Origin of the sequence: Paraburkholderia sp. (assembly GCF_049581445.1) — a bacterium.
GTDB lineage: Bacteria > Pseudomonadota > Gammaproteobacteria > Burkholderiales > Burkholderiaceae > Paraburkholderia.
The window spans coordinates 22,896-43,937 of record NZ_JBAURZ010000031.1 but is presented as its reverse complement, the minus strand read 5'-3'; the positions used below and the strand labels follow the sequence as shown (position 1 = coordinate 43,937).

At 60.2% G+C, this 21,042-nt stretch carries 20 protein-coding genes; 10 read left to right on the top strand and 10 right to left on the bottom strand.

What is annotated here, in order from left to right; genetic code table 11:
- The 7 genes from WCA85_RS01970 to WCA85_RS01940 all read left to right on the top strand — a co-directional run.
- On the top strand, positions 1–613 hold a 613-nt coding region (locus tag WCA85_RS01970; protein WP_424061418.1), incomplete at its 5' end, for an SDR family oxidoreductase.
- 56 nt (positions 614–669) lie between these two features.
- Entirely contained in the window at positions 670–1,746 is a 1,077-nt protein-coding gene (locus WCA85_RS01965; RefSeq protein WP_424061417.1) for an ABC transporter ATP-binding protein, read from the top strand.
- Between the two features lie 91 nt (positions 1,747–1,837).
- A complete protein-coding gene (locus tag WCA85_RS01960; RefSeq protein WP_424061416.1) occupies positions 1,838–2,707 on the top strand; it encodes a MurR/RpiR family transcriptional regulator in 870 nt (289 codons plus the stop codon).
- Between the two features lie 144 nt (positions 2,708–2,851).
- Positions 2,852–3,655, top strand: coding sequence for an SDR family NAD(P)-dependent oxidoreductase (locus WCA85_RS01955; RefSeq protein ID WP_424061415.1), 804 nt, complete (start codon positions 2,852–2,854; stop codon positions 3,653–3,655).
- A 369-nt stretch (positions 3,656–4,024) separates the two neighbouring features.
- Positions 4,025–4,222: a hypothetical protein gene (locus WCA85_RS01950; RefSeq protein ID WP_424061413.1), complete on the top strand. Its 198-nt coding sequence runs from the start codon at positions 4,025–4,027 to the stop codon at positions 4,220–4,222.
- A gap of 278 nt (positions 4,223–4,500) precedes the next feature.
- Positions 4,501–5,013, top strand: a complete 513-nt coding sequence (gene phaP, locus WCA85_RS01945; protein ID WP_424061411.1) for a TIGR01841 family phasin — start codon at positions 4,501–4,503, stop codon at positions 5,011–5,013.
- Positions 5,014–5,243: 230 nt separating this feature from the next.
- A complete protein-coding gene (locus tag WCA85_RS01940; RefSeq protein ID WP_424061409.1) occupies positions 5,244–6,710 on the top strand; it encodes an NCS1 family nucleobase:cation symporter-1 in 1,467 nt (488 codons plus the stop codon).
- A 58-nt stretch (positions 6,711–6,768) separates the two neighbouring features.
- On the opposite strand, the gene WCA85_RS01935 is transcribed toward WCA85_RS01940, so the two are convergent.
- From WCA85_RS01935 to WCA85_RS01920, 4 genes are all read right to left on the bottom strand, one after another.
- Positions 6,769–7,152: a hypothetical protein gene (locus WCA85_RS01935; RefSeq protein WP_424061407.1), complete on the bottom strand. Its 384-nt coding sequence runs from the start codon at positions 7,150–7,152 to the stop codon at positions 6,769–6,771.
- A 134-nt stretch (positions 7,153–7,286) separates the two neighbouring features.
- Positions 7,287–8,612, bottom strand: a complete 1,326-nt coding sequence (locus WCA85_RS01930) for an ATP-binding protein (RefSeq protein WP_424061406.1) — start codon at positions 8,610–8,612, stop codon at positions 7,287–7,289.
- The gene (locus tag WCA85_RS01925; RefSeq protein WP_424061405.1) at positions 8,609–9,322 is read right to left on the bottom strand and encodes a response regulator; all 714 of its coding nucleotides are present in this window, start codon (positions 9,320–9,322) and stop codon (positions 8,609–8,611) included. Before WCA85_RS01925 ends, WCA85_RS01930 begins: the two co-directional genes overlap by 4 nt.
- A gap of 121 nt (positions 9,323–9,443) precedes the next feature.
- On the bottom strand, positions 9,444–9,743 hold the full coding sequence (locus tag WCA85_RS01920) for an EF-hand domain-containing protein (RefSeq protein ID WP_424061404.1): 300 nt from the start codon (positions 9,741–9,743) through the stop codon (positions 9,444–9,446).
- A gap of 361 nt (positions 9,744–10,104) precedes the next feature.
- Here WCA85_RS01920 and WCA85_RS01915 point away from each other — a divergent pair, with 361 nt between their 5' ends.
- Positions 10,105–10,437, top strand: a complete 333-nt coding sequence (locus WCA85_RS01915; RefSeq protein ID WP_424061402.1) for a hypothetical protein — start codon at positions 10,105–10,107, stop codon at positions 10,435–10,437.
- Between the two features lie 311 nt (positions 10,438–10,748).
- On the opposite strand, the gene WCA85_RS01910 is transcribed toward WCA85_RS01915, so the two are convergent.
- From WCA85_RS01910 to WCA85_RS01895, 4 genes are all read right to left on the bottom strand, one after another.
- Positions 10,749–12,563 (bottom strand): hybrid sensor histidine kinase/response regulator, encoded by a 1,815-nt coding sequence (locus WCA85_RS01910; RefSeq protein ID WP_424061401.1) that lies wholly within the window; start codon positions 12,561–12,563, stop codon positions 10,749–10,751.
- On the bottom strand, positions 12,560–13,048 hold the full coding sequence (locus tag WCA85_RS01905) for a molybdopterin-dependent oxidoreductase (protein WP_424061400.1): 489 nt from the start codon (positions 13,046–13,048) through the stop codon (positions 12,560–12,562). Before WCA85_RS01905 ends, WCA85_RS01910 begins: the two co-directional genes overlap by 4 nt.
- Before the next feature lie 50 nt (positions 13,049–13,098).
- Complete coding sequence (locus WCA85_RS01900; RefSeq protein WP_424061398.1) at positions 13,099–14,142, bottom strand: glycosyltransferase family 9 protein; 1,044 nt, start codon at positions 14,140–14,142, stop codon at positions 13,099–13,101.
- A gap of 158 nt (positions 14,143–14,300) precedes the next feature.
- The gene (locus tag WCA85_RS01895) at positions 14,301–15,953 is read right to left on the bottom strand and encodes an acyl-CoA synthetase (RefSeq protein WP_424061396.1); all 1,653 of its coding nucleotides are present in this window, start codon (positions 15,951–15,953) and stop codon (positions 14,301–14,303) included.
- Positions 15,954–16,172: 219 nt separating this feature from the next.
- On the opposite strand from WCA85_RS01895, the gene WCA85_RS01890 reads away from it, so the two are divergent.
- Complete coding sequence (locus WCA85_RS01890; protein ID WP_424061395.1) at positions 16,173–17,108, top strand: LysR family transcriptional regulator; 936 nt, start codon at positions 16,173–16,175, stop codon at positions 17,106–17,108.
- Positions 17,109–17,298: 190 nt separating this feature from the next.
- Positions 17,299–17,547, top strand: coding sequence for a hypothetical protein (locus WCA85_RS01885; protein WP_424061394.1), 249 nt, complete (start codon positions 17,299–17,301; stop codon positions 17,545–17,547).
- A gap of 220 nt (positions 17,548–17,767) precedes the next feature.
- Here the strand turns inward: WCA85_RS01885 and WCA85_RS01880 are convergent, their stop codons facing one another.
- Positions 17,768–19,114: a leucine-rich repeat-containing protein kinase family protein gene (locus tag WCA85_RS01880; protein ID WP_424061393.1), complete on the bottom strand. Its 1,347-nt coding sequence runs from the start codon at positions 19,112–19,114 to the stop codon at positions 17,768–17,770.
- A gap of 104 nt (positions 19,115–19,218) precedes the next feature.
- On the bottom strand, positions 19,219–21,024 hold the full coding sequence (locus WCA85_RS01875; protein WP_424061391.1) for an acyl-CoA dehydrogenase: 1,806 nt from the start codon (positions 21,022–21,024) through the stop codon (positions 19,219–19,221).
- Positions 21,025–21,042: the final 18 nt, after the last annotated feature.

Sequence of the window (21,042 nt, the reverse complement as noted above, 5' to 3'; positions counted from 1 at the left end):
GGTCGCCGACCTCGCGGACGCCGCCGCCGTGCAACAGGCCGTGGCGCAAGCGGTCGCCTTGCGCGGACCTGTTGACGTGCTGGTGGCCAATGCGGGCGGCGCCAAAGCGCCGACGCTCGCCACCACGGACGTCGCAAGCTGGCAGCGCGACGTTCATCTGAATCTGAATGGCACGTACCACACGGTGGAGGCCGTGCGGGCCTCGATGATCGAGCGGCAGCAGGGCGTGCTGGTCCTGATCGGCTCGGTGAACGGCATGGCGTCGTTGGGTCATCCCGCGTACAGCGCGGCGAAAGCCGGGCTCATCAGCTATACGAAGGCCCTCGCGATGGAACTTGGCCGCTATGGCATCCGCGCGAACATCGTGTGTCCGGGCACCGTGAAGACCAAGGCCTGGCAGGCTCGGGTCGACAAGAATCCGCAGGTATTTGAAAACCTGAAGAAGTGGTATCCGCTGGGCGATTTCGCTACCCCGGACGACATCGCCGACGCCGTGTGGTTTCTCGCCTCGCCGATGGCGCGTGTGATTACCGGAGTGGCGCTGCCAGTGGATGGTGGGCTGATGGCGGGCAACCGGTTGATGACCGAAGAATTGACGCTCGAGACACTTTGAACCAGTGAACGCGGTGCAAGGGCCAGGCCGCTGCACCCGATGACGATGAGGACAGCATGGCAGCAGTGCAACTGAGCGGCATTTTCAAGCGTTACGGCGACACGCAAGTGGTGCACGGCATCGATCTGAATATCGACGACGGCGAATTCGTCGTGCTGGTCGGGCCTTCGGGCTGCGGCAAGAGCACGTTGATGCGCATGGTGGCGGGTCTCGAAGAGATCAGCGGCGGCGACCTGATGATCGGCGGCACCCGTGCCAACGGGCTTGCCCCGCAGCAGCGCAATATCTCGATGGTGTTCCAGAGCTACGCGCTCTATCCGCACCTGAGCGTCTACGAAAACATCGCATTCGGGCCGCGTATCCGCAAAGAGTCGTCCAATAGCTTCAAGCCGCGCATCGAAGCGGCGGCAAAAATGCTGAACCTCGGCGATTATCTTGACCGTTTGCCTCGCGCATTGTCGGGCGGGCAACGTCAGCGGGTGGCGATGGGGCGCGCCGTGGTGCGCGAGCCGTCACTGTTTCTGTTCGACGAACCGTTGTCGAATCTCGATGCGAAGCTGCGCGTGCAGATGCGCACCGAGATCAAGGCGTTGCATCAACGGCTTAAGAATACGGTGATCTACGTCACGCACGATCAGATCGAAGCCATGACGATGGCCGACCGCATTGTCGTGATGAACGCGGGCCGCATTGAGCAGATGGGCCGGCCACTCGATCTGTACGATCGCCCTGCCAATCTGTTTGTGGCGAGTTTTCTCGGCTCGCCGTCGATGAATTTCGCCGAAGGCGTGGTGGTGAATAGCGGCAGCGGACTCGCGCTGAAGCTGGCCGACGGCAGCGAAGTGCCACTGCCCAACGCACCGGCATCGGCCAAGGTGGGGGCAAAGGTCACGCTCGGTATGCGTCCCGAGCACGTTGAGACGGTGGCGACGCCGGAAGGCGTGACGATGGAAGTTGAAGTCGTCGAGCCGACCGGCGCGGAGACCCACTTGTACGGGAAGATTGGCGGCAGCACGTGGTGCGTGACGACACGCCAGCGCTCGAAGGTCGAGCCGGGACAGCGCGTGACGCTGCGCCTGCCCGACGGGCATATTCACCTGTTCGATACGGAGAGTGGAAGCAGGCTCGCCTGAACCCGCGTATGGCCGCCGCTGCTGCAGTGTCATGGCGTCATAGCGCGGCAAAACGCGGACTCCAGACCTTGAACCCATAAGGAACGCACGGGTGTCCGCTCCCAACCTGATTCCCCACATTCGTGGCGCATTGACCCAGTTACGCCCAGCCGAGCGCAAGGTCGCTGACATGGTGCTGAGCGACGTCGACTTTGCGATGCGCGCCAGCATCACCGAGCTGGCGCAGCGCGCGGATGTGTCCGAGCCTTCCGTGACGCGCTTTTGTCGCGCAGTCGGCGCGAACGGCTTGCGCGACTTCAAGATGCAACTCGCGCAAAGCGTGGCAGGGGGCTTGCCGTACGCATCGACGGCGGTGGCGCGCGACGACGATATTCAGACCTTGCTCGACAAGGTGGGCGAAGCGGCGGTAGACGGGATCATCCATGCCCGTGGCGATCTCGACCCAGTGGTGGTGGAGACGGCCATTGCGGCGCTGGCGGGCGCGCATCGGGTGTATTTCTTCGGTGTAGGGTCAGGCTCGGGGCTGGTTGCGCAGGATGCGGCGCTGCGCTTTTTGCGGCTCGATATTGCGGCATCCGCGTTTACCGATGGTCATTTGCAACGCCTGTATGCGGGCTTGCTTGAACCCGGAGACGTGGCGTTCGCGATCTCGCACTCCGGCCGCAGCGTCGAAGTGAACGAAAGCATTCAGATTGCCAAGGAGCGGGGCGCCACGACCATCGCGCTGACCAACGTGGGCTCAAGGCTCGCGTGGCTCGTTGATATTCCCTTGCTGTTGCGCGTGCCCAGCACGATCGATCCGCATACACCTGGCGTGTCGCGGCTCGTGCATTTGTGCATCATGGATGCGCTGGTGATTGGCGTGGCGCTCAAGCTCGGACCCAAGACGCTGGAAAAGATGCGCCATGCGAAGGCCCGGTTGTCCCATGAGCCTGAAGGGGCAGGCGGGGACGGACGCTAACCGGGCATCTGAATGTGGTACTTGGTTGGCGCATGACTTCGATGGCATAAAAGGTGGCATATATGACATTGGAGACATCCGGCCGCGAGCCTATTCTCCTCTCCGTGCAGGCCCAAACCGGCGCCTGAAAAAACGGAGTCAATCATGAGTGAAACGACATACAAGGGCACCGCCTTGATCACCGGCGCCTCTTCGGGAATTGGCGCGGCCTACGCGGACCGGCTGGCCCGCCGCGGCTACGACCTGATTCTGGTGGCGCGCAACCGCGACCGGCTCGACCAGCTGGCCAATCGTCTGAGCACCGCCACCGGACGCGCGGTCGAAGTCGTCGTGGCGGATTTGGGCCGCAAAGAAGATGTACGCCGCGTCGAAGAGATCCTGCGGACCGATGCGTCCATCACGATGCTGGTCAATAACGCGGGCATTGGCGGCGCGGCGCCGCTGCTGCAGTCCGACGCTGACCAGATGGAGTCGATGATCGATCTGAATGTCACCGCGTTGACGCGTCTTACCTATGCCGTCGTCCCACAGTTCGTACAGCGTGGTAATGGCACGATCGTCAATATCGCCTCGATTGTCGCGGTCGCACCGGAAGTCCTCAATGGGGTTTATGGCGGCAGCAAGGCCTTCGTGCTTGCGCTCAGCCAGTCACTGCGTCACGAACTTGCGGACAAGGGCGTCCGGGTGCAAGCGGTGTTGCCGGGTGCGATCCGCACCGAGTTCTGGGACATCGCGGGCCAACCCGTCGAAAATCTGCCGCAGAGCATTGTCATGAGCGTCGATCACCTCGTCGACGCAGCACTGGCCGGGCTCGATCAGGGTGAGTTCGCCACGGTGCCGTCGCTGCCGGACGCTGCGGACTGGCACAGCTTCGAGGCTGCGCGCGCTGCACTTGGGCCGAATCTGTCGCGTAATGTGCCGGCCGCGCGGTATGGGGTGAGCGTCTAAGGACGTAGACCGGTTGACGGCAAATTGAAACATCCAGGTTGCATGTTTACCCTGGCAAACCGTTGTCAGACAAGGCTTGCGTGACGACACGCGAGCCGATTCAAACGCTCGCCCGTTCTGGGCGGGCGCGAATTCCGCTCGTTTTACGACTTGAATCCTCTGATGGAATCCGTCGTAAAAAAGATTTTTCCCACATATTGATCATTTGTGCCGACCCGAATTAAGATGGGTTCCCTCGGTATGGCGTACGTATCGAATCGGCGCAAGAAATCCCATTCGCGGTTTTTGCTCAATGAGTCAGGTTCGGGGCGCGGCGGCGGCATGCCGTTGTCCCGTCAACGCAGCACCTATAAAACTTAGGAGACGACGATGCTGAGCCCTCACGAATTCGCAACGCTCATGCTGGTCAAGGACGCGACGGAGCAACTGGAGGTAGACCGCGCTGATCTCCACGCGCTGCTGGAACGCCAATTGGTCAGATTGGAAAAGCTGGCCTCCGGGCAGGCGCTGCCGCGTCTGACGCATGAAGGGCGGTCTTTTCTTAAAGCAGCCGGACGGAATCAGTAACGAGCCGCATTGAAAACGGGGGTAGCCAAGCTTAAAGAGCGCTTCGTTTGAAGCCGCGCTCACGCTAAATGGCACGAGCGTACGCTGATAAGCGGGTAGAAAGCGCCGCAGTTCTTTGTTGTACTTATTTAAAAGAACATAAAAATCGGGGGACGCGACGCGCTGTTCCGTTCGCGGGGCATCACGCTGGTCGACCCATCTAGCCATTCCGACCCACGAACGTGCGTCCACCCATCAACCGCTGGACGCACGCTCGATTTGATTTCCGGAGTATCACAATGAACGAGTGGTTTCCCGAGCAATACGCTGCGGCACACAGGGCCAACGTCGAGACGTTTTACGGATTCGCGAATCAGGCATTTGACGGTTTTCAAAAGCTGATCGAGTTGAACCTGCAAACGGCCAAAACCACGCTTGCCGATGCGCAGGCCGCCTTGTTGACTACTGATCCTCAAGAACTGGTCGCGCGGCAGAGCGCTCGCACGACTGTGGTTGCAGAGAGGATTCAGTCGTACAACAGACGTGTTTACGACATCGCGCTGGCCACGCAAACCGGCTTCGCAACGATTGCGGGCGCGCGCTTCGAAACGTACAACCAGCGCATGCAAGCGCTCGTCGAACAGGTGTCGAAACAGGCTCCTGCTGGTTCGGAAGCGGCTGTCGTCGCGCTCAAGAAAGTCATCGACTCCAGCAATGCGCTTTATGACAGCGTCAACAAGAGCGTGCGCCAAGCCGTCCACATGGCCGAAGGCAGTCTTGACGCGGTGCTCCCGCGTACCTCGGACGCTTAAGGCGCGATCCCCGGTGAGCGGCCTCGAAGGCCGCTCACGTCCCATCCTTTGCAGCGTTCCTCTCGCGTCGCGCTTGATTGTTTCGGCCCGCTCATTTTTTTTGAAACCATCTATATTGTTGCAATAGCAAGCGGCTGGCTCTCGCGCCGCCTGTCTGTAGCCCGGCGCCGCCAGGTACCGGGGTCACTCGCCTGATAGGGCAGACACGGTAGATAACAGCAGGGGGAGACATGTCGACTTCACCGTTTATCGAAGGTGGCGCTCCGGGCGGCCAGGTAGCAGACAACGACGCGCGCCTCTATAACCACGACCTTGCGCCGGTGCCGCTCAATAAACGCACCTGGACGGGCTACTGCATCTTCGCAATGTGGATGTCGGACGTGCATAGCGTGGGCGGCTATACGTTCGCGGCAAGCCTGTTTCTACTCGGCATCTCCGGTTGGCAAGTGCTGATCGCACTGACGGTCGGCATCCTGATCGTCTACCTGCTGATGAACCTCGTCGGCAAACCCAGCTATGTCCACGGCATTCCGTTTCCCGTGATGGCGCGCGTCAGCATGGGCGTGATGGGCGCGAATCTCGCCGCCGTGATTCGCGGTGTGGTCGGCATCGTCTGGTACGGTGTGCAAACCTACTTCGCGTCGAAAGCGGTGGCGACGCTGGTGCTGGTGTTCTTCCCCGCAGCCGCGTCATTGCATGACGTCAGCTTTCTACGGCTCGACGGCCTCGGCTGGGGCAGCTTTCTGTTCATGTGGCTGTTTCAGCTATTCATTTTCCAGCGCGGCATGGAGGCGATCCGCAAGTTCATCGATTTCTGCGGGCCGGCTGTGTATGTGGTGATGTTCGCGCTGATGGCGTGGATCCTCTCACAGGCAGGCCTCGGCAGTCTCAGCCTGACCTTGGGCGGCAAGGTGCTCTCCGGTGGCGAGCAGTTCGCCAGCATGGGCAATGCGACGTTGCTCGTGGTGAGTTACTTCGCAGCACTGCTGCTCAATTTCGGTGACTTCTCCCGTTTTGCCAAGAGCGAGCGTCAGATGAAGCTCGGCAACTTTCTCGGCTTGCCGGTGAACTTCATCGTGTTTGCCATCATCACGGTGATCGTGACCTCGGGCAGTGCCACAGTGTTTGGCTCGATGATCATGGACCCGGTGGCGATAGTGGGTCACATCCAGAACAAAGTGGCGGTGGTAATCGGCAGCCTGACGTTCATCGTGGCGACAATGGGCATCAATATCGTTGCCAATTTTGTTTCGCCTGCCTACGACATTGCCAACCTGTTTCCCAGGCATATCGACTTCAAGAAAGGCGGCCTGGTCGCTTCCATCCTCGCCGTACTCGTCTGCCCGTGGATTTTCGTCGACAGTCCCAAGGCCATTACGATTTTTGTCAGCGTGTTCGGCTCCGTGCTGGCACCGCTGTATGGCGTGATGATGGCGGATTTTTACCTGATCAAGAAACAGCAGGTCGAAACCGCCGAACTCTATAGCATGTCGCCGCGAGGCCGCTTCTACTACGACGGCGGCTGGAACAAAGTAGGTGTCGCCGCGTTGATCGTTTCCGGCATCATCTCCGTGGGTTGGGAACTCTGCACCCAACTACTGCAACTGCTGCCGGCTAACAATTTTGGCTGGCTGATCGGCGCCGTGGCCGGCGCAGTGCTTTACGTCGCCATGATGCGGGCCGCGCATCGCAGCTGATGCGGCGCAGCAGTTGCGCCTGGATGCGCTCGTTGCGCGTGATTGCGCCTGGTTGTGCTTACTTGCGAGGCGTTCGAAGATCGAGCGCGGTGGAGACGTTGACCGGCTTGCTCGCGTCGTCCAGATGCACGGCCACATGGCGGTAGACATCGCGACAAAACACCATACCGGCCGACGCATCGTGCGCAGCGCCAGACGTAGAGGGGATTTTCTCGGGGTTGGCGATTGCGGCATCGACCGCCATCTCATCAGTGGATTCGGCGGGCATGATGCCGATGCCCTGTATGGTCACGGCCACGCAGGGATCCGGCACGAGCTTGCCGTGCGTCGCGGCGACATTGAAATTGATATTCAGACGCCAGAATCCTTCATGAATGTTCTGATGAATGATCACGGCCTTCACCAGTTCCTGATGCGACAACAGATGCTCGCTGCGTGCCATGACGGTACTCCTGGAACGGGGTCATGTGCTGAGGATTGCGCCACGTCGAGTCGTCTTATGAAATCGACGTAGCGCCGCCCGCGAAGCCTATTGTACGAGGCAGAAAATCACAGGCAAGGCCGTAACGCAGATGTTCATGCGTCAAGCGGCAATACCACCCATACCTCCAGACCACCGCCATCGCGCGCATGAAACTGCAGCGCGCCGCCGTGCAATCGCGCAATGCGTTCGACGATAGCCAGGCCGAGTCCAGTGCCGCCGGGTTGCGAGCGTGCATTGCGTCCGCGCTGGAACGGCTGTTTCAGCGCTTCAAGTTCGTGTGGCGCGAGGCCTTTGCCGCGGTCTCCGACAGCGACGTAAACGGTGTCGTCTTTTACCCATGTGCGTACGGCGAAACCCGCCTGCCCATATACCACCGCGTTCTGCATCAGGTTCATCAGCAGCCGCATCATGGTGATGGGACGAAATGCGAACATGGGTACTGCGCCCATCGATAGCTCAAACTCGTGGCCGAGCCCCGCGAAATCCGCTGCCAGCCGATTGATCAGCAAGTTGAGGTCGCCGGGTTGCGGCAGTTCGCGCTCGCCACTGCCGGCGTAATCCACGAACTGCTGCAGGATGGTTTCGATCTGGTCGAGATACGCTTCAGCGGCGATTACGAAGCTGTCGTCGCCGCTATCCGTGATGGCCATTGCCATCGCCAACCGCAGTTTGGTGAGAGGCGTACGGATGTCATGCGAGATGCCGGCCAACATCACGGCCCTCGTCGCCTCGGCCTGCTGCAGGGCCTGGGTCATCTGGTTGAAGGCGCTGCTGACCTGGGCGATCTCGGTGGGACCGTCACCGGGCAATGGCGCGGGCATTTCACCCGCGCTCACGCGGCGGGCCGCATGGGCCAGGTTTTGCAGCGGACGGTTAAGGTGCCGCTGGATCAGATAGCCGGTGAGCGCTGCCAGCGCTGCGAGGCCAAGCGAGAGCAGGATTGCGGCATCAAGGCCAGCGCCACGCGCATCTTCGGGGACAGGCAACGCTAGCCAATAAGGCGCGCCGTGCGCGTGCATCTCGATCCATAAATGCTGACCGCCTTCGGTCTGCCAGCGCACCAGCATGTCGGCGGGCAGGTTTCGCCGGAGCGTATCGAGAAACACCGCCCGTTGAAAGGCGACGTAGAAATGCAGACCACCAGCCGGGGGCTCGGACGAGGCCGTATCAGAAGGGGGCTGCAATTGACCGTTCAAGCGCGCCACCAGTGCGGCGCGCGTGCCGTCGGTAGCGGCGTCGAACAGCGAGTCGAGAATCTTGACGTAGTTGGCGAACACCTCGGCAGTGCGTTCGACGCGCGGCTTTTGCACGTAGTGCAGCAATACGGCAATCGAGCACACCTGCGAGAGCATGACCAACACGATCAGCAATGCGATGTTGCGTGCGAGCAGGGTCTTTGGCAGCGCGAGGCGCCTCATGACTCGACATCCGCGATCAGCATGTAGCCCACGCCCCAGACGGTTTTGATAAAACGCGGCTTGGAGGGATCGTCTTCTACGATCTGACGCAGGCGCAACACCTGCACGTCAATGCTGCGATCGAGCGCGCCGTGATCGCGGCCACGAGCTCGCGCAATCAGATTGTCGCGGCTAACCGGGCGGTTCGGTGACGACCCGAGCGCGACCAGCAGCAGCATTTGCGCGGAGTGAATGTCGAGAGGCGCGCCACCCCGGCTCAATAGCTGCTTGGCGATGTCGAGACTGAAGTCACCGAAACGCACTGTCTCCGAGGTAACGGTCGGATCGCCGGACGCGATTTTCTGGCGGCGCAGCAAGGCACGAATCCTGGCCACCAGTTCGCGCGGCAGAAAGGGCTTGGCGAGATAATCGTCCGCCCCGGTTTCGAGGCCGATCACTTTGTCGAGCGGGTCGCCCTTGGCGGTGAGCATCAGGATGGGCAAGGTCTGGCCCTCGGCGCGCAGACGGTTGCAGATTTCCAGACCGTTCTCTTCGCCTATCATCAGATCCAGCACCAGCAGATCATACGGCTCGCGTTGCAAATAGCGGTCAAGCCGTTTGCTGTCCTCCACGACGCGTACCTCAAAACCGTGGCCGGTGAGAAACCGCTGCAACATGTTGCGCAGTTCGGCTTCGTCGTCGAGTACGATGATTTTCGCGGGCCGTTCCATGCGAGGCTCCTTAAGCGCGCAGTCGCCCTGCGAAGGGCAATGGCTGGCGGGACCAGCAAAGTTTAACCGCTCTTGCCCGTCAAGCCCAACGTGACTACGATCCCGCTCATGATCGGGCAACTTAGTGCGCTCCCATGCGTTGCTGCATGAATGCTTCGATCTGAGGCAACGTCACATACCCGGCCTTGGCCGAATCGATCTCGTCAAAGTGTTTTGCGACCATCGGCATGCCCGCGGCGGCCTGCTGTTTCGTCAGTTTGCCGTCCTGAGTGGTATTGGCGTTTGCAAAGCGGCTTTGCAATTGCTGCGCCATCTGCGCCATCCGCTGCGGGTTGCCACCCATCTGCTGCGCAGACGCGCCTTGCATGAACGCGCCGGTCGATGCCAGGCACAGCGCCAGAATGGTCAAGGTCTTCTTCATTTCATTCTCTCCGTGGAGTGTGTCGTTGCGCGTCGCTAGCGTCTTGCAGCGATCCGTTCAACGACAGGACGAATTTTTATCGACTCGGTCCGCGAAGGCAATTTCAGAATCATGTCGCCGTATGTCGCGGCGCCACGCTCCGGCCGCACTCGCCGCCAGGCCGTGAGCCCACGTTACGCGACATTGAATGAAACAAGTTATCGCTGCGGTTTTTCAGGCGCCTTGCGTATCGTTCGGTGGTCGGCGCTATCCGCGCTTCAACGGTTCGGCAGGGCAATCAGGCAATGCGAACCATCCGCCCTGCGTCTTCGTTCTTCATAAGAGAAGATGCGGGGCGCTTTTCACCGCATCGGGAGTTCAAGTGAAAATTCGTTTTGTTTGTGCATCGGCTGCAGCCGCGCTGGGCTTTGCCTGTTCATCCAGTTCGTTCGCGAGGGTGGTGGTCGCTTATGCACCGACGACGGTCGTGTATTTTCCGCCGCGTCCTGCTTATTACTATGCGCCGCCTCCGGCGTATATCGTTCCCGTGCTGCCACCGGTCGCTGTTCCGGTTACGGTGACCGTGCCTGTACCGCCCGCAGCAAATGCGGCCCCGCTGTATAGGACGGTGGTCGTGCCGGCGCCGACCAACTATGCGGTCGCGCCCGCGCCAAAGGTGGTGTACGCGCAGCCGGTCATGGTCGTGCCGTATTGACACGAACGATAGCGTGAATCGCCAGGGGAACCGCTCACCGGCCCGCGCCGCGCAGCATCAAGCGTGCGCTGGCGCGGCCGTAATCGTGAGAGGCATGAGAGGTCTCAGTGGAAGATCAGATACAGAATGACGAGCACGAAGAGCGGTACGCCGAGTAGCCAGCCAAGGATGTAGGGCATGATGGTTCTCCTCCAATTGGTTGTGTACGAATGCTTATCAGCATCCGCCGTGCCCGACCTGGAGGAACCGTCACTAAACTTCGCGTGTTGCGTAGGCCAGACGCATAAGCGACATAGGGCGGCTGCGAAGGTTCAGACAGTGGTTTGTAACGCCATGCCCAACGTCGCTCGAAGCGCATCGAGACGCACGGGTTTCATCAGATAGTGTTCGAACGGCGCGGTCTCGCTGGGCTGGTTTGCCTCGGGCGGCAATGCGCTGATCCAGATGATCGGCGCGTACTGATTCGAATGTGTAGTGCTGCGAATCTCCCTGGCCAGTTGCAAACCGTCTTTGCCCGGCAACTGAATATCGAGCAGCAGGACATCGAAGGTCGCAGCCGCGAGCTGGCTGAGGGCCTCGTCCGCATCGCGGGCTACAGTGCATTGCACGCCGAGCGTGGTCAGCATTTCCTGGAACGCTTCTCTGGAGAACGCCTGGTCATCGACGACTAAAGCGCGTACGGCGTCACTAAACCCGGTAAGACGCTTGTCGCCAGGCGAAGCCTGTGAGGCAGCCGCAATTTCAACCGGCAGCGTGACACTAAAACGCGTGCCGTGATCAAGCTCGCTTTCGACGCTGATGCGACCGCCCATCAGATCAACTAGCCCTTTGACGATGGAAAGGCCCATGCCAACTCCTTCGTGACGCTGCGAATTGGCACGACTGATCTGGATGAAGGGCTTGAAGATATCCGGGAAGTGGTTTTCTGAAATGCCGATTCCGGTGTCTTTCACGCTAATCAAAAGCGTCGCGCCTGCGGCAGAGATGTGGTGATCGAGCGCGACGTCGACGGCACCCCTCGCCGTGTATTTGATCGCATTTGACAGCAGATTCGTGACGATCTGCCGGACGCGGTTGGCGTCCGCAACGCATTCGATGTTTTCGTCGGCAACGCTGAACGTCAGTTCGAGAGACTTGACGGTTGCCTGTTCAAGCAGATCCTCGGTGGCACTGCGAAGCAATTCCGCAGGCCTGAAGTGACCCGGTCGCAGCGCGAGCTTACCGGCATCGAGGCGCGCGTAGTCGGTGAGGTCGCGCATTTGTGCTTCCAGTTGCCGGGACGCGCGATCTAGCCGGACGATCACCTTGCGGTTGGCGTCGTCTGCATGGAAGTCGCTAAGGAGATCGACCGCGGAGATGATGGTCTGCAGCGGGGTTCTGAGTTCGTGGCCCACCGCGCCGAGAAATGCATTTTTTGCCTGCATCGCATCACGTGCCGCGAGATGTGCACGGTGCTCCGCAGCCAACGCTGCACTCTGTTGGGCCACAATTTGACGGCGGCGCCGGTCGTATGCAATTGCCACCCCGGCAAGCACGATCAGCAATACGGCAAGAGACAGGCTGGCAATGAAAATGTGCTGACGTTTGCGCACAAAGTCACTATAGATGCGATCGCGCGAGGCGATCTCGGTTTGGCCGATATCGAACGTCATGCCCGACAGGTCTGTTTTGAGTTTATCGAACTGCGGTAGCAGTTGCCCGGCGTTATGCGGATGATCGCGCGGCGAATCAACTAGCGGCTCGATCCGGTCGAGGTCGCCGCCAAGACTCTGCATGGTGGGCTTGAAACTGGGCAGCGCGGCGAGCATGTCCGCCGCGTCTGAGCGCCGGGCCAGCAGGTCATAGCGTGAGCGCAGCACATCGAACTTCCCTACCACCTTGTCGAAGTCGTTACCGTGCCCGCTTTCATAGCGCAGGATCTGCTCTTGCGCGTCGAGCGCGGCGATCTGGAAACGCGCCACGCTCCAGTAGTGATTCTCTTGCGGGCCGAGTGTCGAAGCGAAGCTCGCTGGCGCCAGCAACAGGTCGTACATCGCGTAGCCCCAACCGAGCGCCGCCGCGCAGATGAGCGGACCGAGGATCACCAGTACACGGTTAATGCGTTTGACGGCGGGCGGAGAACTCATTTCACCGTGATCTTGTTGACCTGCCAGATGAAGCGGGACTCGTAGGTTGCGGTGTTCAGTTCTTGCGGGTAAGCGTCGCGCGGGTACATCACCCATAGCGGTCCAAAATTGCGCACTTCAAGACGTTTGCCGTTCTGGGTGGCGGCGAGGATCACGCCGTACTTGTCAATATCGGAGACGGGGACGTCCTGGCAATAGTCGTCAATCGCGCAGACGCTTAGTTGCTTGCCCTTGGCGCCGACCTTGGCCAGCACGGCGGAGAGCTTGGGGCCCGAAAAGCTTTGCTTCGGTGTCCAGTTGGTGGCAGTCGTAATGGTCGCGGCGGGAAGCGCCAGCAATTGCGCTTCGTTGAAACGGTAAGCGTGCTGTGCAGGGTCGTTGACGTTGGTGATATTGCCGTCGACGACCAGTGAAAGCGGTGTTTGCGCGTGGGCCGCGGTGGCGGCGAGAAGTAGCGGGCAGAGAATCAGTTTGATGAATTTCACGGTGGATCGCGTTCGAATCGGAAGAGGAAAGTCTGACGAGGTTGGATAGATCAGGTACGTGTGGCCCACGGCAGTTCGCTCGCCAGGGCCTGCTCATAGGCAGCGTTCACGCGCGCCAGGTCCTGTTCGCGATCGCTGGCCTGCACGTTGCGCAACTGTGGTACCGCCAGCGTAACCGGCTGGCACAGGGTGTAATCGCGCACGCGTAACTCGGGCGCTACTGTGGTGAAGAAGGCGGTCGTGGGCACGTCGAAGCCCGCTGCGATATGCACGGCGGCAGTGTCGGAGGTTAGCACGTAGCGAGCCTGTTTGACCCACGCAAGGAAGTGCGCCGTGCTCGTCGAGTGCGCTGTCACATCCACGTAATGGGGATGATCTACGGCGCCGAAGCCAAGAACCGGCAGGCCAAAGCGCTTGAACAGGCGATCGACCAACCCGAGCCTTACCGACGGAGGGATGCTGCGTACCGGCGTGCTGGCGGTCGGGCAAAACAGCACGTAAGGAGCATCTCGCCAGACCTCGGGTAACAGTGGTAACTGCAACGTCTGCAACCAGCGGTTGGCCTTGCTCGCAGCCGAGATGCTCGGCGGTTCGACGCCCAGCGCCATGAGGAAGAAATCGATCATCGGCATCGACATGAAACGCGGCCAGAACAGATGGTTGCCGAGATCGATGCGGGTTTCGTCAGCCGGGATATCCGCAATCGGCCACGGCAATACACGTGTCTCGATGAGCGTGTCCGACGCGAGCGTGTAGAGCGCTTCAACGTAAGCGGGGGCCAATGCAGGGCGGTACACCACGAATTGCAGTTGTGGATGTGCCGCTTTAAGCGCGGCGATGGCGGTCAAACCGATGATCGAATCGCCGAGTGTCACGCCCATGCCGTTGATCACATGGACGACGTGCAGTGATGCGTAGTCGAGTTCGAACGGACGTGCTTCTGCGTTAAGAATACCTGGGTGACTGGCGAGCGCTAGGTGTTCGCCGATGTCGGCGTCGCGTTGCTCGAGATCGTAAGGCGCCACGACGTTGCCGTCGGAGTCGATGAGAGAGCCGGGATGGGCGAGCGCTTCGTCGGCACGTAGACTTTGCAATTGAATCGTTCCGTGATTGAGGCGAGGGCGTGGTGTTCGTATGGGATGCGACAGGCGGCGGCGGGCGCGCGGCCCCGGAATTATGCCCGCTTCCAGCTGTTTTTGTCCGCTTACACCAGATTACGGCCAGCAGTGCCGGCACGCCTTGCGCCTTCGCGTCAGTCGTTCTTTGCTGGCGCCACGAGGCTCGCGCGCAGTTCCTTACGGATCACCTTACCCGTTGCTGTCATGGGCAAACTGTCAACGAAGCGAATCTCGCGCGGATATTCATGTGCGGCCAGCCGCGTTTTAACGTGCTGCTGGATCTCACGTACGAGTTCGTCGTTCGGCACAAAGCCGGCGTTCAGCACCACGAAGGCCATGACTATCTCCGTGCGTTGCGGGTCCGGTGCACCGACTACTGCGGCCATGCAAACCGCAGGATGATGTAGCAGACAGTCTTCGATCGAGGCCGGACCGATGCGGTAGCCCGCACTCGTGATCACATCGTCGTTGCGGCCAACAAAGCGGATAAAGCCGTCGCTATCGCGTTGGCCGAGATCGCCGGTAAGGAGATAGCGTCCGCGGAATTTCTCACGCGTGGCGGCTTCGTTGCGCCAGTAGCCGAGAAACATCACGGGATCAGGACCGGCGACTGCGATATTGCCTATTGCTCCGGTGGGCACGGGTTGACCCTCGTCGTCGACAATCTCCACCTGATGTCCCGGGACGGCCTTGCCGATTGAGCCAATGCGCGGCTCGAACAGCGACGCGCACGACGACACCACCACGTTGCACTCCGTTTGCCCGTAAAACTCGTTGATGGTCACGCCAAGCGCAGCACGCCCCCACGCGATCAACTCCTCGCCGAGCGATTCACCACCGCTCGCAACGGCATGTAGCGAAAGTTTCCACTGCTCGGGATGCGCCACCGTGCGCATCATTTTGAGGGCAGTAGGCGGCAGGAACGTATGCGTCACCGCGTGGCGCGCCATCAGATCGAACGCGGCCTCACCGTCGAATTTCTCGAAACGCCTCGCGAGCACGGTCACTCCGTGGTGCCATGCGGGCAGCAATACGTCGAATAGTCCGCCGATCCACGCCCAGTCAGCCGGCGTCCAGATCAGTCTGGCCTGTGCAGGAAAGCAGGCTTGCGACAACTCCACGCCCGGCAGATGGCCGAGCAACACGCGCTGCGCATGCAATGCGCCCTTCGGCTTGCCGGTCGTGCCCGACGTGTAGATGATCACAGCGGGATCTTCGGCTGAGGTATCGGCCGGGGTGAACGCATCGGACTCCGCGCTCAAGGAATCCCAAAAGCCGAGCACCTTGTTCGATGCGCCAGCCTCAGAAGCTTGGATGGGATCGACGCAATACACCGCTTTCAATTCGGGTAGCGTGTGACGAATCTCGTTGAGCTTTTGTAATCCGGCGGCGTCCGTAATCAGCGCGGCGGCTGCGCTATCGGCGAGGCGGTACTGGATTGCATCAACGCCGAACAGTGCGAACAACGGCACTGCAATACACCCGGCCTTATAAGCGGCAATATGAGCCAATGCCGTTTCGGGTGATTGCGGCAGGAAGATTGCCACTCGGTCGCCGCGTACGACGCCACTACGGTGCAACGCATTTGCGAACTGATTGGAGCGCGCTTTCAGATCGTCGAAGCTGTAACGCATGGCGCTGCCGTCGCGATGCTCATAGATCAGCGCGGGTCGCCCCGAACCGTCGGCCCACTTATCGCACACATCGACACCGATGTTGTAGCGATCGGGAATCTGCCAGTTGAAGTTTGCAGCGAGTGACTCGAAGGTCTTGGCTTCTGGAAGCATCGCTTCGTCCTTTTGTATGGAGTGTGGCCAGGGGCCGCGCGTAGCGTATTACGCATTGCTTCGATGGTATACCGGTTCGGCTTGACAGCGCGCAACGCCTGATACGAGCCCCGATTCGATGCGTGGAAAACACCAAGGAGTGCAATGCATCTTTACGCGATTCGAGAGAATCAGGCGCGTGATCCATGCAACAATCCAACCGGGTTTCAGAAGGATAGTATGGATACGCTACAAAAAATGCGAGTGCTGCTACGCGTTGTCGAGACGGGCAGTTTCACGAGCGCCGCGCAGCAACTCAACTCGACCACGGCTTATGCATCGCGTGCTGTCTCCGATCTCGAGGCGCGTTTGCGCACGCGTCTGCTTAACCGCACTACGCGCCGCATCGCGCTTACGGAAGCGGGCGAACGCTATGTGCATCGCTGTGAGGAGATTCTTGCGTATGTCGAGCAGGCTGAAGCCGAGGCCAGCGACGCCGTCGCGCATCCGTCCGGCAAATTGAAAGTGCACGCCATGGCCGGCTTTGGTCAGCATTGCGTGGTGCCTTCCGTGTGTCGCTATCAGCAGCAATATCCGCACGTAACTGTGGAACTGACCCTGGCGCAGCGCGTGCCCGATCTGCTTGACGAGGGTTATGACGTTGCGCTCATGCTTGCCGATAATTTGCCCGATTCCGGTCACGTATCGCAACGGCTGGGCAGCACGTTCAGCGTTGCATGCGCATCGCCGGCTTATCTCCAGCTAAACGGGATGCCGCAGGTGCCCGCTGATCTCGCGGCGCATCCGTGTCTCCAGGCAGTCACGCCGATTTTTTCCATGGAAGAGTGGATTTTCCAGGGGCCACACGGCGCGGAGCGCTTTGCACCTCGCAGCGCGGCGTTTCGCGTCAACACGGCCGAGGCACTCGCGGTGGCGGTGCGAGAGGGAATGGGCATTGGCCTGCTGCCCTGGTACTCGGCACTCGACGCGTTACGCAGTGGTGAACTGGTGCGAATTCTGCCGGAGTACACCTCGCAGCACACGAACGTTTACGCGGTGTACGCGTCGCGTCAATATCTCGATGCGAAAATCCGCACATGGGTTGAGTTTCTCCGCAATACGCTGCCGGCGATGCTGGGCCATGATTACCTCAATCTGGCTGCCGCGAGCGCGTAAAGTCGCGGTGCAATATGCGGGTATTTCGTCGCGCCGCAACATAAGTAGCCCTTACACAAAGGGAAAACCCGCAATGAGTTAAGTGCGCCATCCTGATTGATTTGAATCAATCGGCGTCGCCTTGATCGGGAAACCCCTAACATCTTGTCCACATGGTTCGCGATAGTCTTCTTCACAGAGGAGGCAAACCATGAGACGCGTATTTAATATTGCAGTACTGATGCTCCTTGCTTATTTCACGGTAGGCCGTGCGCTGACGCATGCGCAAGCCGGAGAGGCAGGCTCTGTCTCGTGCGAAAAAGGGGCCGAAATGGTTCGGCTTGGGGCCTTGGGGAAGGGGTTCTCGGATGCCGCATCGAGTAATCAGGGGCAAAATTTTCTGTCTAGCTGCCTTGTGACGGGCGAGGCGCACGTCGGCGACGTGGTTGCGCGCGATTAATTTCGGTTTGCTCGGCACGTAGTATGCAGGGGCGTTTATGACGCTTAACACCTCTGCGGGTACTTAATAATCTGCTGTGCTGCAGCAAAACCAGGGGTTTCCTCTGGCGTTATGGTTGGGTCAGATATCCGCTTCTTTCGTGACAGGTGCGACGCCAATCGTGCGGGTAACCGTATTGGTTAATCGAGTGGATTACCCGCAAATTGATTTGGCATCCTGATCAGTGCGCGGTTTGCATCATCATGCCGGACAGTCTGCGCACGATCTCCGGAAATGCTGGCCGACTGGCAACGTCTTCGACCAGGCACTCCGCTTTCAGGCTCACAAGTTGGGCCACGACGTCCGGAGCTGACAACTGCGTGTCAGTGCGCTCGATTAATTCCTCCAGCAAGCATCCAAAGGCACGCACTTCAACGCGCTGAAGCAGAGGCCCAAGGGCGGGTTCATGGGGCGGATAAAATGACGCCGCGCCAAAATCGCCCAACAACGCATGCCCTTCACCGTCGTGCAGAATATTGTGGGCGTACAGATCGCCATGCATGATGCCTTTCGTATGCAAATGATTCGCCGCCGATGCGATGCCATACGCGATGCCAAGCGCCGTATTCAGATCGAAGTGGGCGTCCTCGCTATAAACGTCCCGTGTGCATGATGCCAGGCTCGGTGGTCCGGCAAGGTTCCTGAATCGCGGATCGATCATTTCCATCACGAGACCATGGGTAGCTGCAGGGTGGTCCTGCACGTTGCCGAGGACAGGAATGAGATTGGCATGTGCACCGGCACTGATGCATGCGGCCATCTCACAGTGCGGCAGGCCATCGCTCGTCACTGCGCCCTTGAACAGTTTGACGGCAACCGGATGCGTCGTAGCTTTATCGGCACCCAGATGCAGCGCGCGATGAATCACGCCCGACGCCCCTTCGCCGAGCATCTGCTGAAGTTCGAGTGCGCCCCATTGAATAGCGCTGATTCGTGCATCGTCGAGCGCGGTGGATTCGAACGCTTCCGCGAACGGATTACCCGCGTAGGCGAGCCAGGAGAGCCGCGGCAGGTTTAATAGCCAGGCGGGTAGCTCGGTCATTCGGTTGGCGGCCAACCGCATCAATTCAAGGCGCGAGCACGCAGCCAGTTCAACAGGCAATGCCTGCAAGCGGTTACCCGCCAGCATCAGCTTTTGCAATTGCGAGCAGGTGCCGATTTCAGGCGGGAGCGCTTCGATCTGATTGTCGGTGAGGATCAGCCAACGAAGCGCGCGTGGTAGCGATTGCCCCGATACCCTGCGGATGCGATTCGCCTTGAAGCCTACCATGCTGAGCCGCTCGCACTGACCGAGGACGTCGGGCAATTCGGTAAACGGATTGTCGGAGGCGAAGAGAATGCGCAGGTTACGCAGGCGCGGCAAATCGTCCGGCAGCGACGTCAGCGCGTTACCCGAGAGATCGAGTACCTCTAACGTGTCGGCGAGATCGAAAATTTCACGAGGAAATTGGCTAAGTCCGCAGGCGAGTTTTAGTTGCCGGGCACCGGCAAGTTGGCCAGTGCGGAGTTGATCGAGGGTGGTGGTCACAGGGGTGGGCAAAGCCTGAAGCTTGGCGGTAGGTTGATCGCGTAAAAAGCGATTCTACCGGCAAGCTTCGGGGAGGCGACCTGACTCCTGCCACGCGCGTGTTGTTAGAACCAGTCAGGCGCCATGGTAAGCGTCGTATCGTCGAGGCTGCGCAGCATCGCTAGCTGATGCGCTGTGCGCGGCAGTTCCCAGCGGAAGAACCACTGGCAGGTATGCAGTTTGCCGCGATAGAAGTTGAGGTCGTCGGCATTGCGTGCCTCAGGCAGCGCTGCCGCAGCGACGTTCGCCTGGCGCAACCACGTCCACGCAATCACGATATGGCCGAACGCTTCGAGAAATGCGCTGGCGTTGGCCAGTGCGCGTTCGGTGTCACTGGCGAGAACCGGGCGCAACGCGTCGACGGTTGAGGTCAGGTCGGACCACGCCGTCGCGAGCGCGGCGGCGCAGCTTTGCAGTTCGGCATGACCTTCTGCGGTTTCAATACTGCGCGCGATTTCAAGCGCGAGACGCTTGAGCGCCGCACCCTGTTTCATCGTCACTTTGCGCCCGAGCAGGTCTAGCGCCTGAATGCCGTGGGTGCCCTCGTGAATCATGTTCAGACGATTGTCGCGGTAGTACTGCTCGACTGGATATTCACGCGTGTAGCCGTAGCCGCCGTGAATCTGGATGGACAGGCTGTTGGCCTCGAGGCACCACTGCGACGGCCACGATTTGACGACCGGCGTCAGCAGGTCCAGCAGAAATCCCGCCTCGGCACGATCGCTGTCGGTTTCACCGGTATTCTGTTCGTCGACCAGGCGTGCAGCGTATAGACAGAGTGCATATGCGCCTTCCACCGCGGCCTTTTGGGCGAGCAGCATGCGGCGCACGTCGGCGTGTTCGATGAGCGATAGTTGCGGATCCAACGGATTCTTGTTGTCCGGCCGACGCCCTTGCGGGCGTTCGCGTGCGTAGTCAAGCGAGGCCAGGTAGCCGCGATAGCCGAGCATCACGGCGCCGAGCCCGACCCCAATACGCGCCTCGTTCATCATATGGAACATGTAGGCGAGGCCCTGATGGGGCTCGCCGATCAGTTCGCCGATGCACTGCCCGTGTTCGCCGAACGACAGCATGGTCGAGGTGGTGCCACGCCAACCCATTTTGTGGATCAAACCGGCTAACGCGACGTCGTTGCGGCTGCCGGCACTACCGTCGTCGTTGACGTGAAATTTTGGCACCGTGAAAAGGGAAATGCCTTTCACGCCCGGCGGCCCGCCTGGAATGCGGGCAAGCACAAGGTGGACGATGTTCTCGCTCAGTTCGTGATCGCCGCCTGAGATGAAGATCTTGTTACCGCGTAGCGAATAGGTGCCGTCTTCGTTCGGCGTCGCGCTGGTAACGAGGTCGGACAGGCTCGAACCCGCTTGGGGCTCGGTGAGTGCCATCGTGCCGAAGGTACGGCCATCCAGCAGCGCCTGCAGATACTTGCGTTTTTGGCTCGCACTGCCAAAGCGTTCGATCACGTTCGCGTTGGCCATGGTCAACATCGCGTAAGACGTGGTCGCCATGTTGGCGCTCTTGAACAGCGACTGGCACGCGAAGGCGACGACGGCTGGCAGTTGCATACCGCCCAGCTCGTAGTCTTTCGCCGCAGCGAGCAGGCCGGCCGCGCGAAAGGCGTCGAGTGCATCCTTGACTTCAGCAGGCATCGTCACGCGTTCGCCGTCGAATTGCGGCTCGTGCTCGTCCAGCAGACGGTTATGCGTGGCGAATTTCTCCGCGGCAATTGAGTGCGCGGTTTCGATGGCTGCGTTGAAGGTTTCGCGCGTGTGATCGGCATGGCGTGCACGCTGCGTCAGCTTCTCGGCCTGCAAGACTTCGAAAAGCTGAAACGTCAGATCGCGGAAGTGAATGAGCAGTGCATCTTGCATAGGAAGTGACTCGGTGAA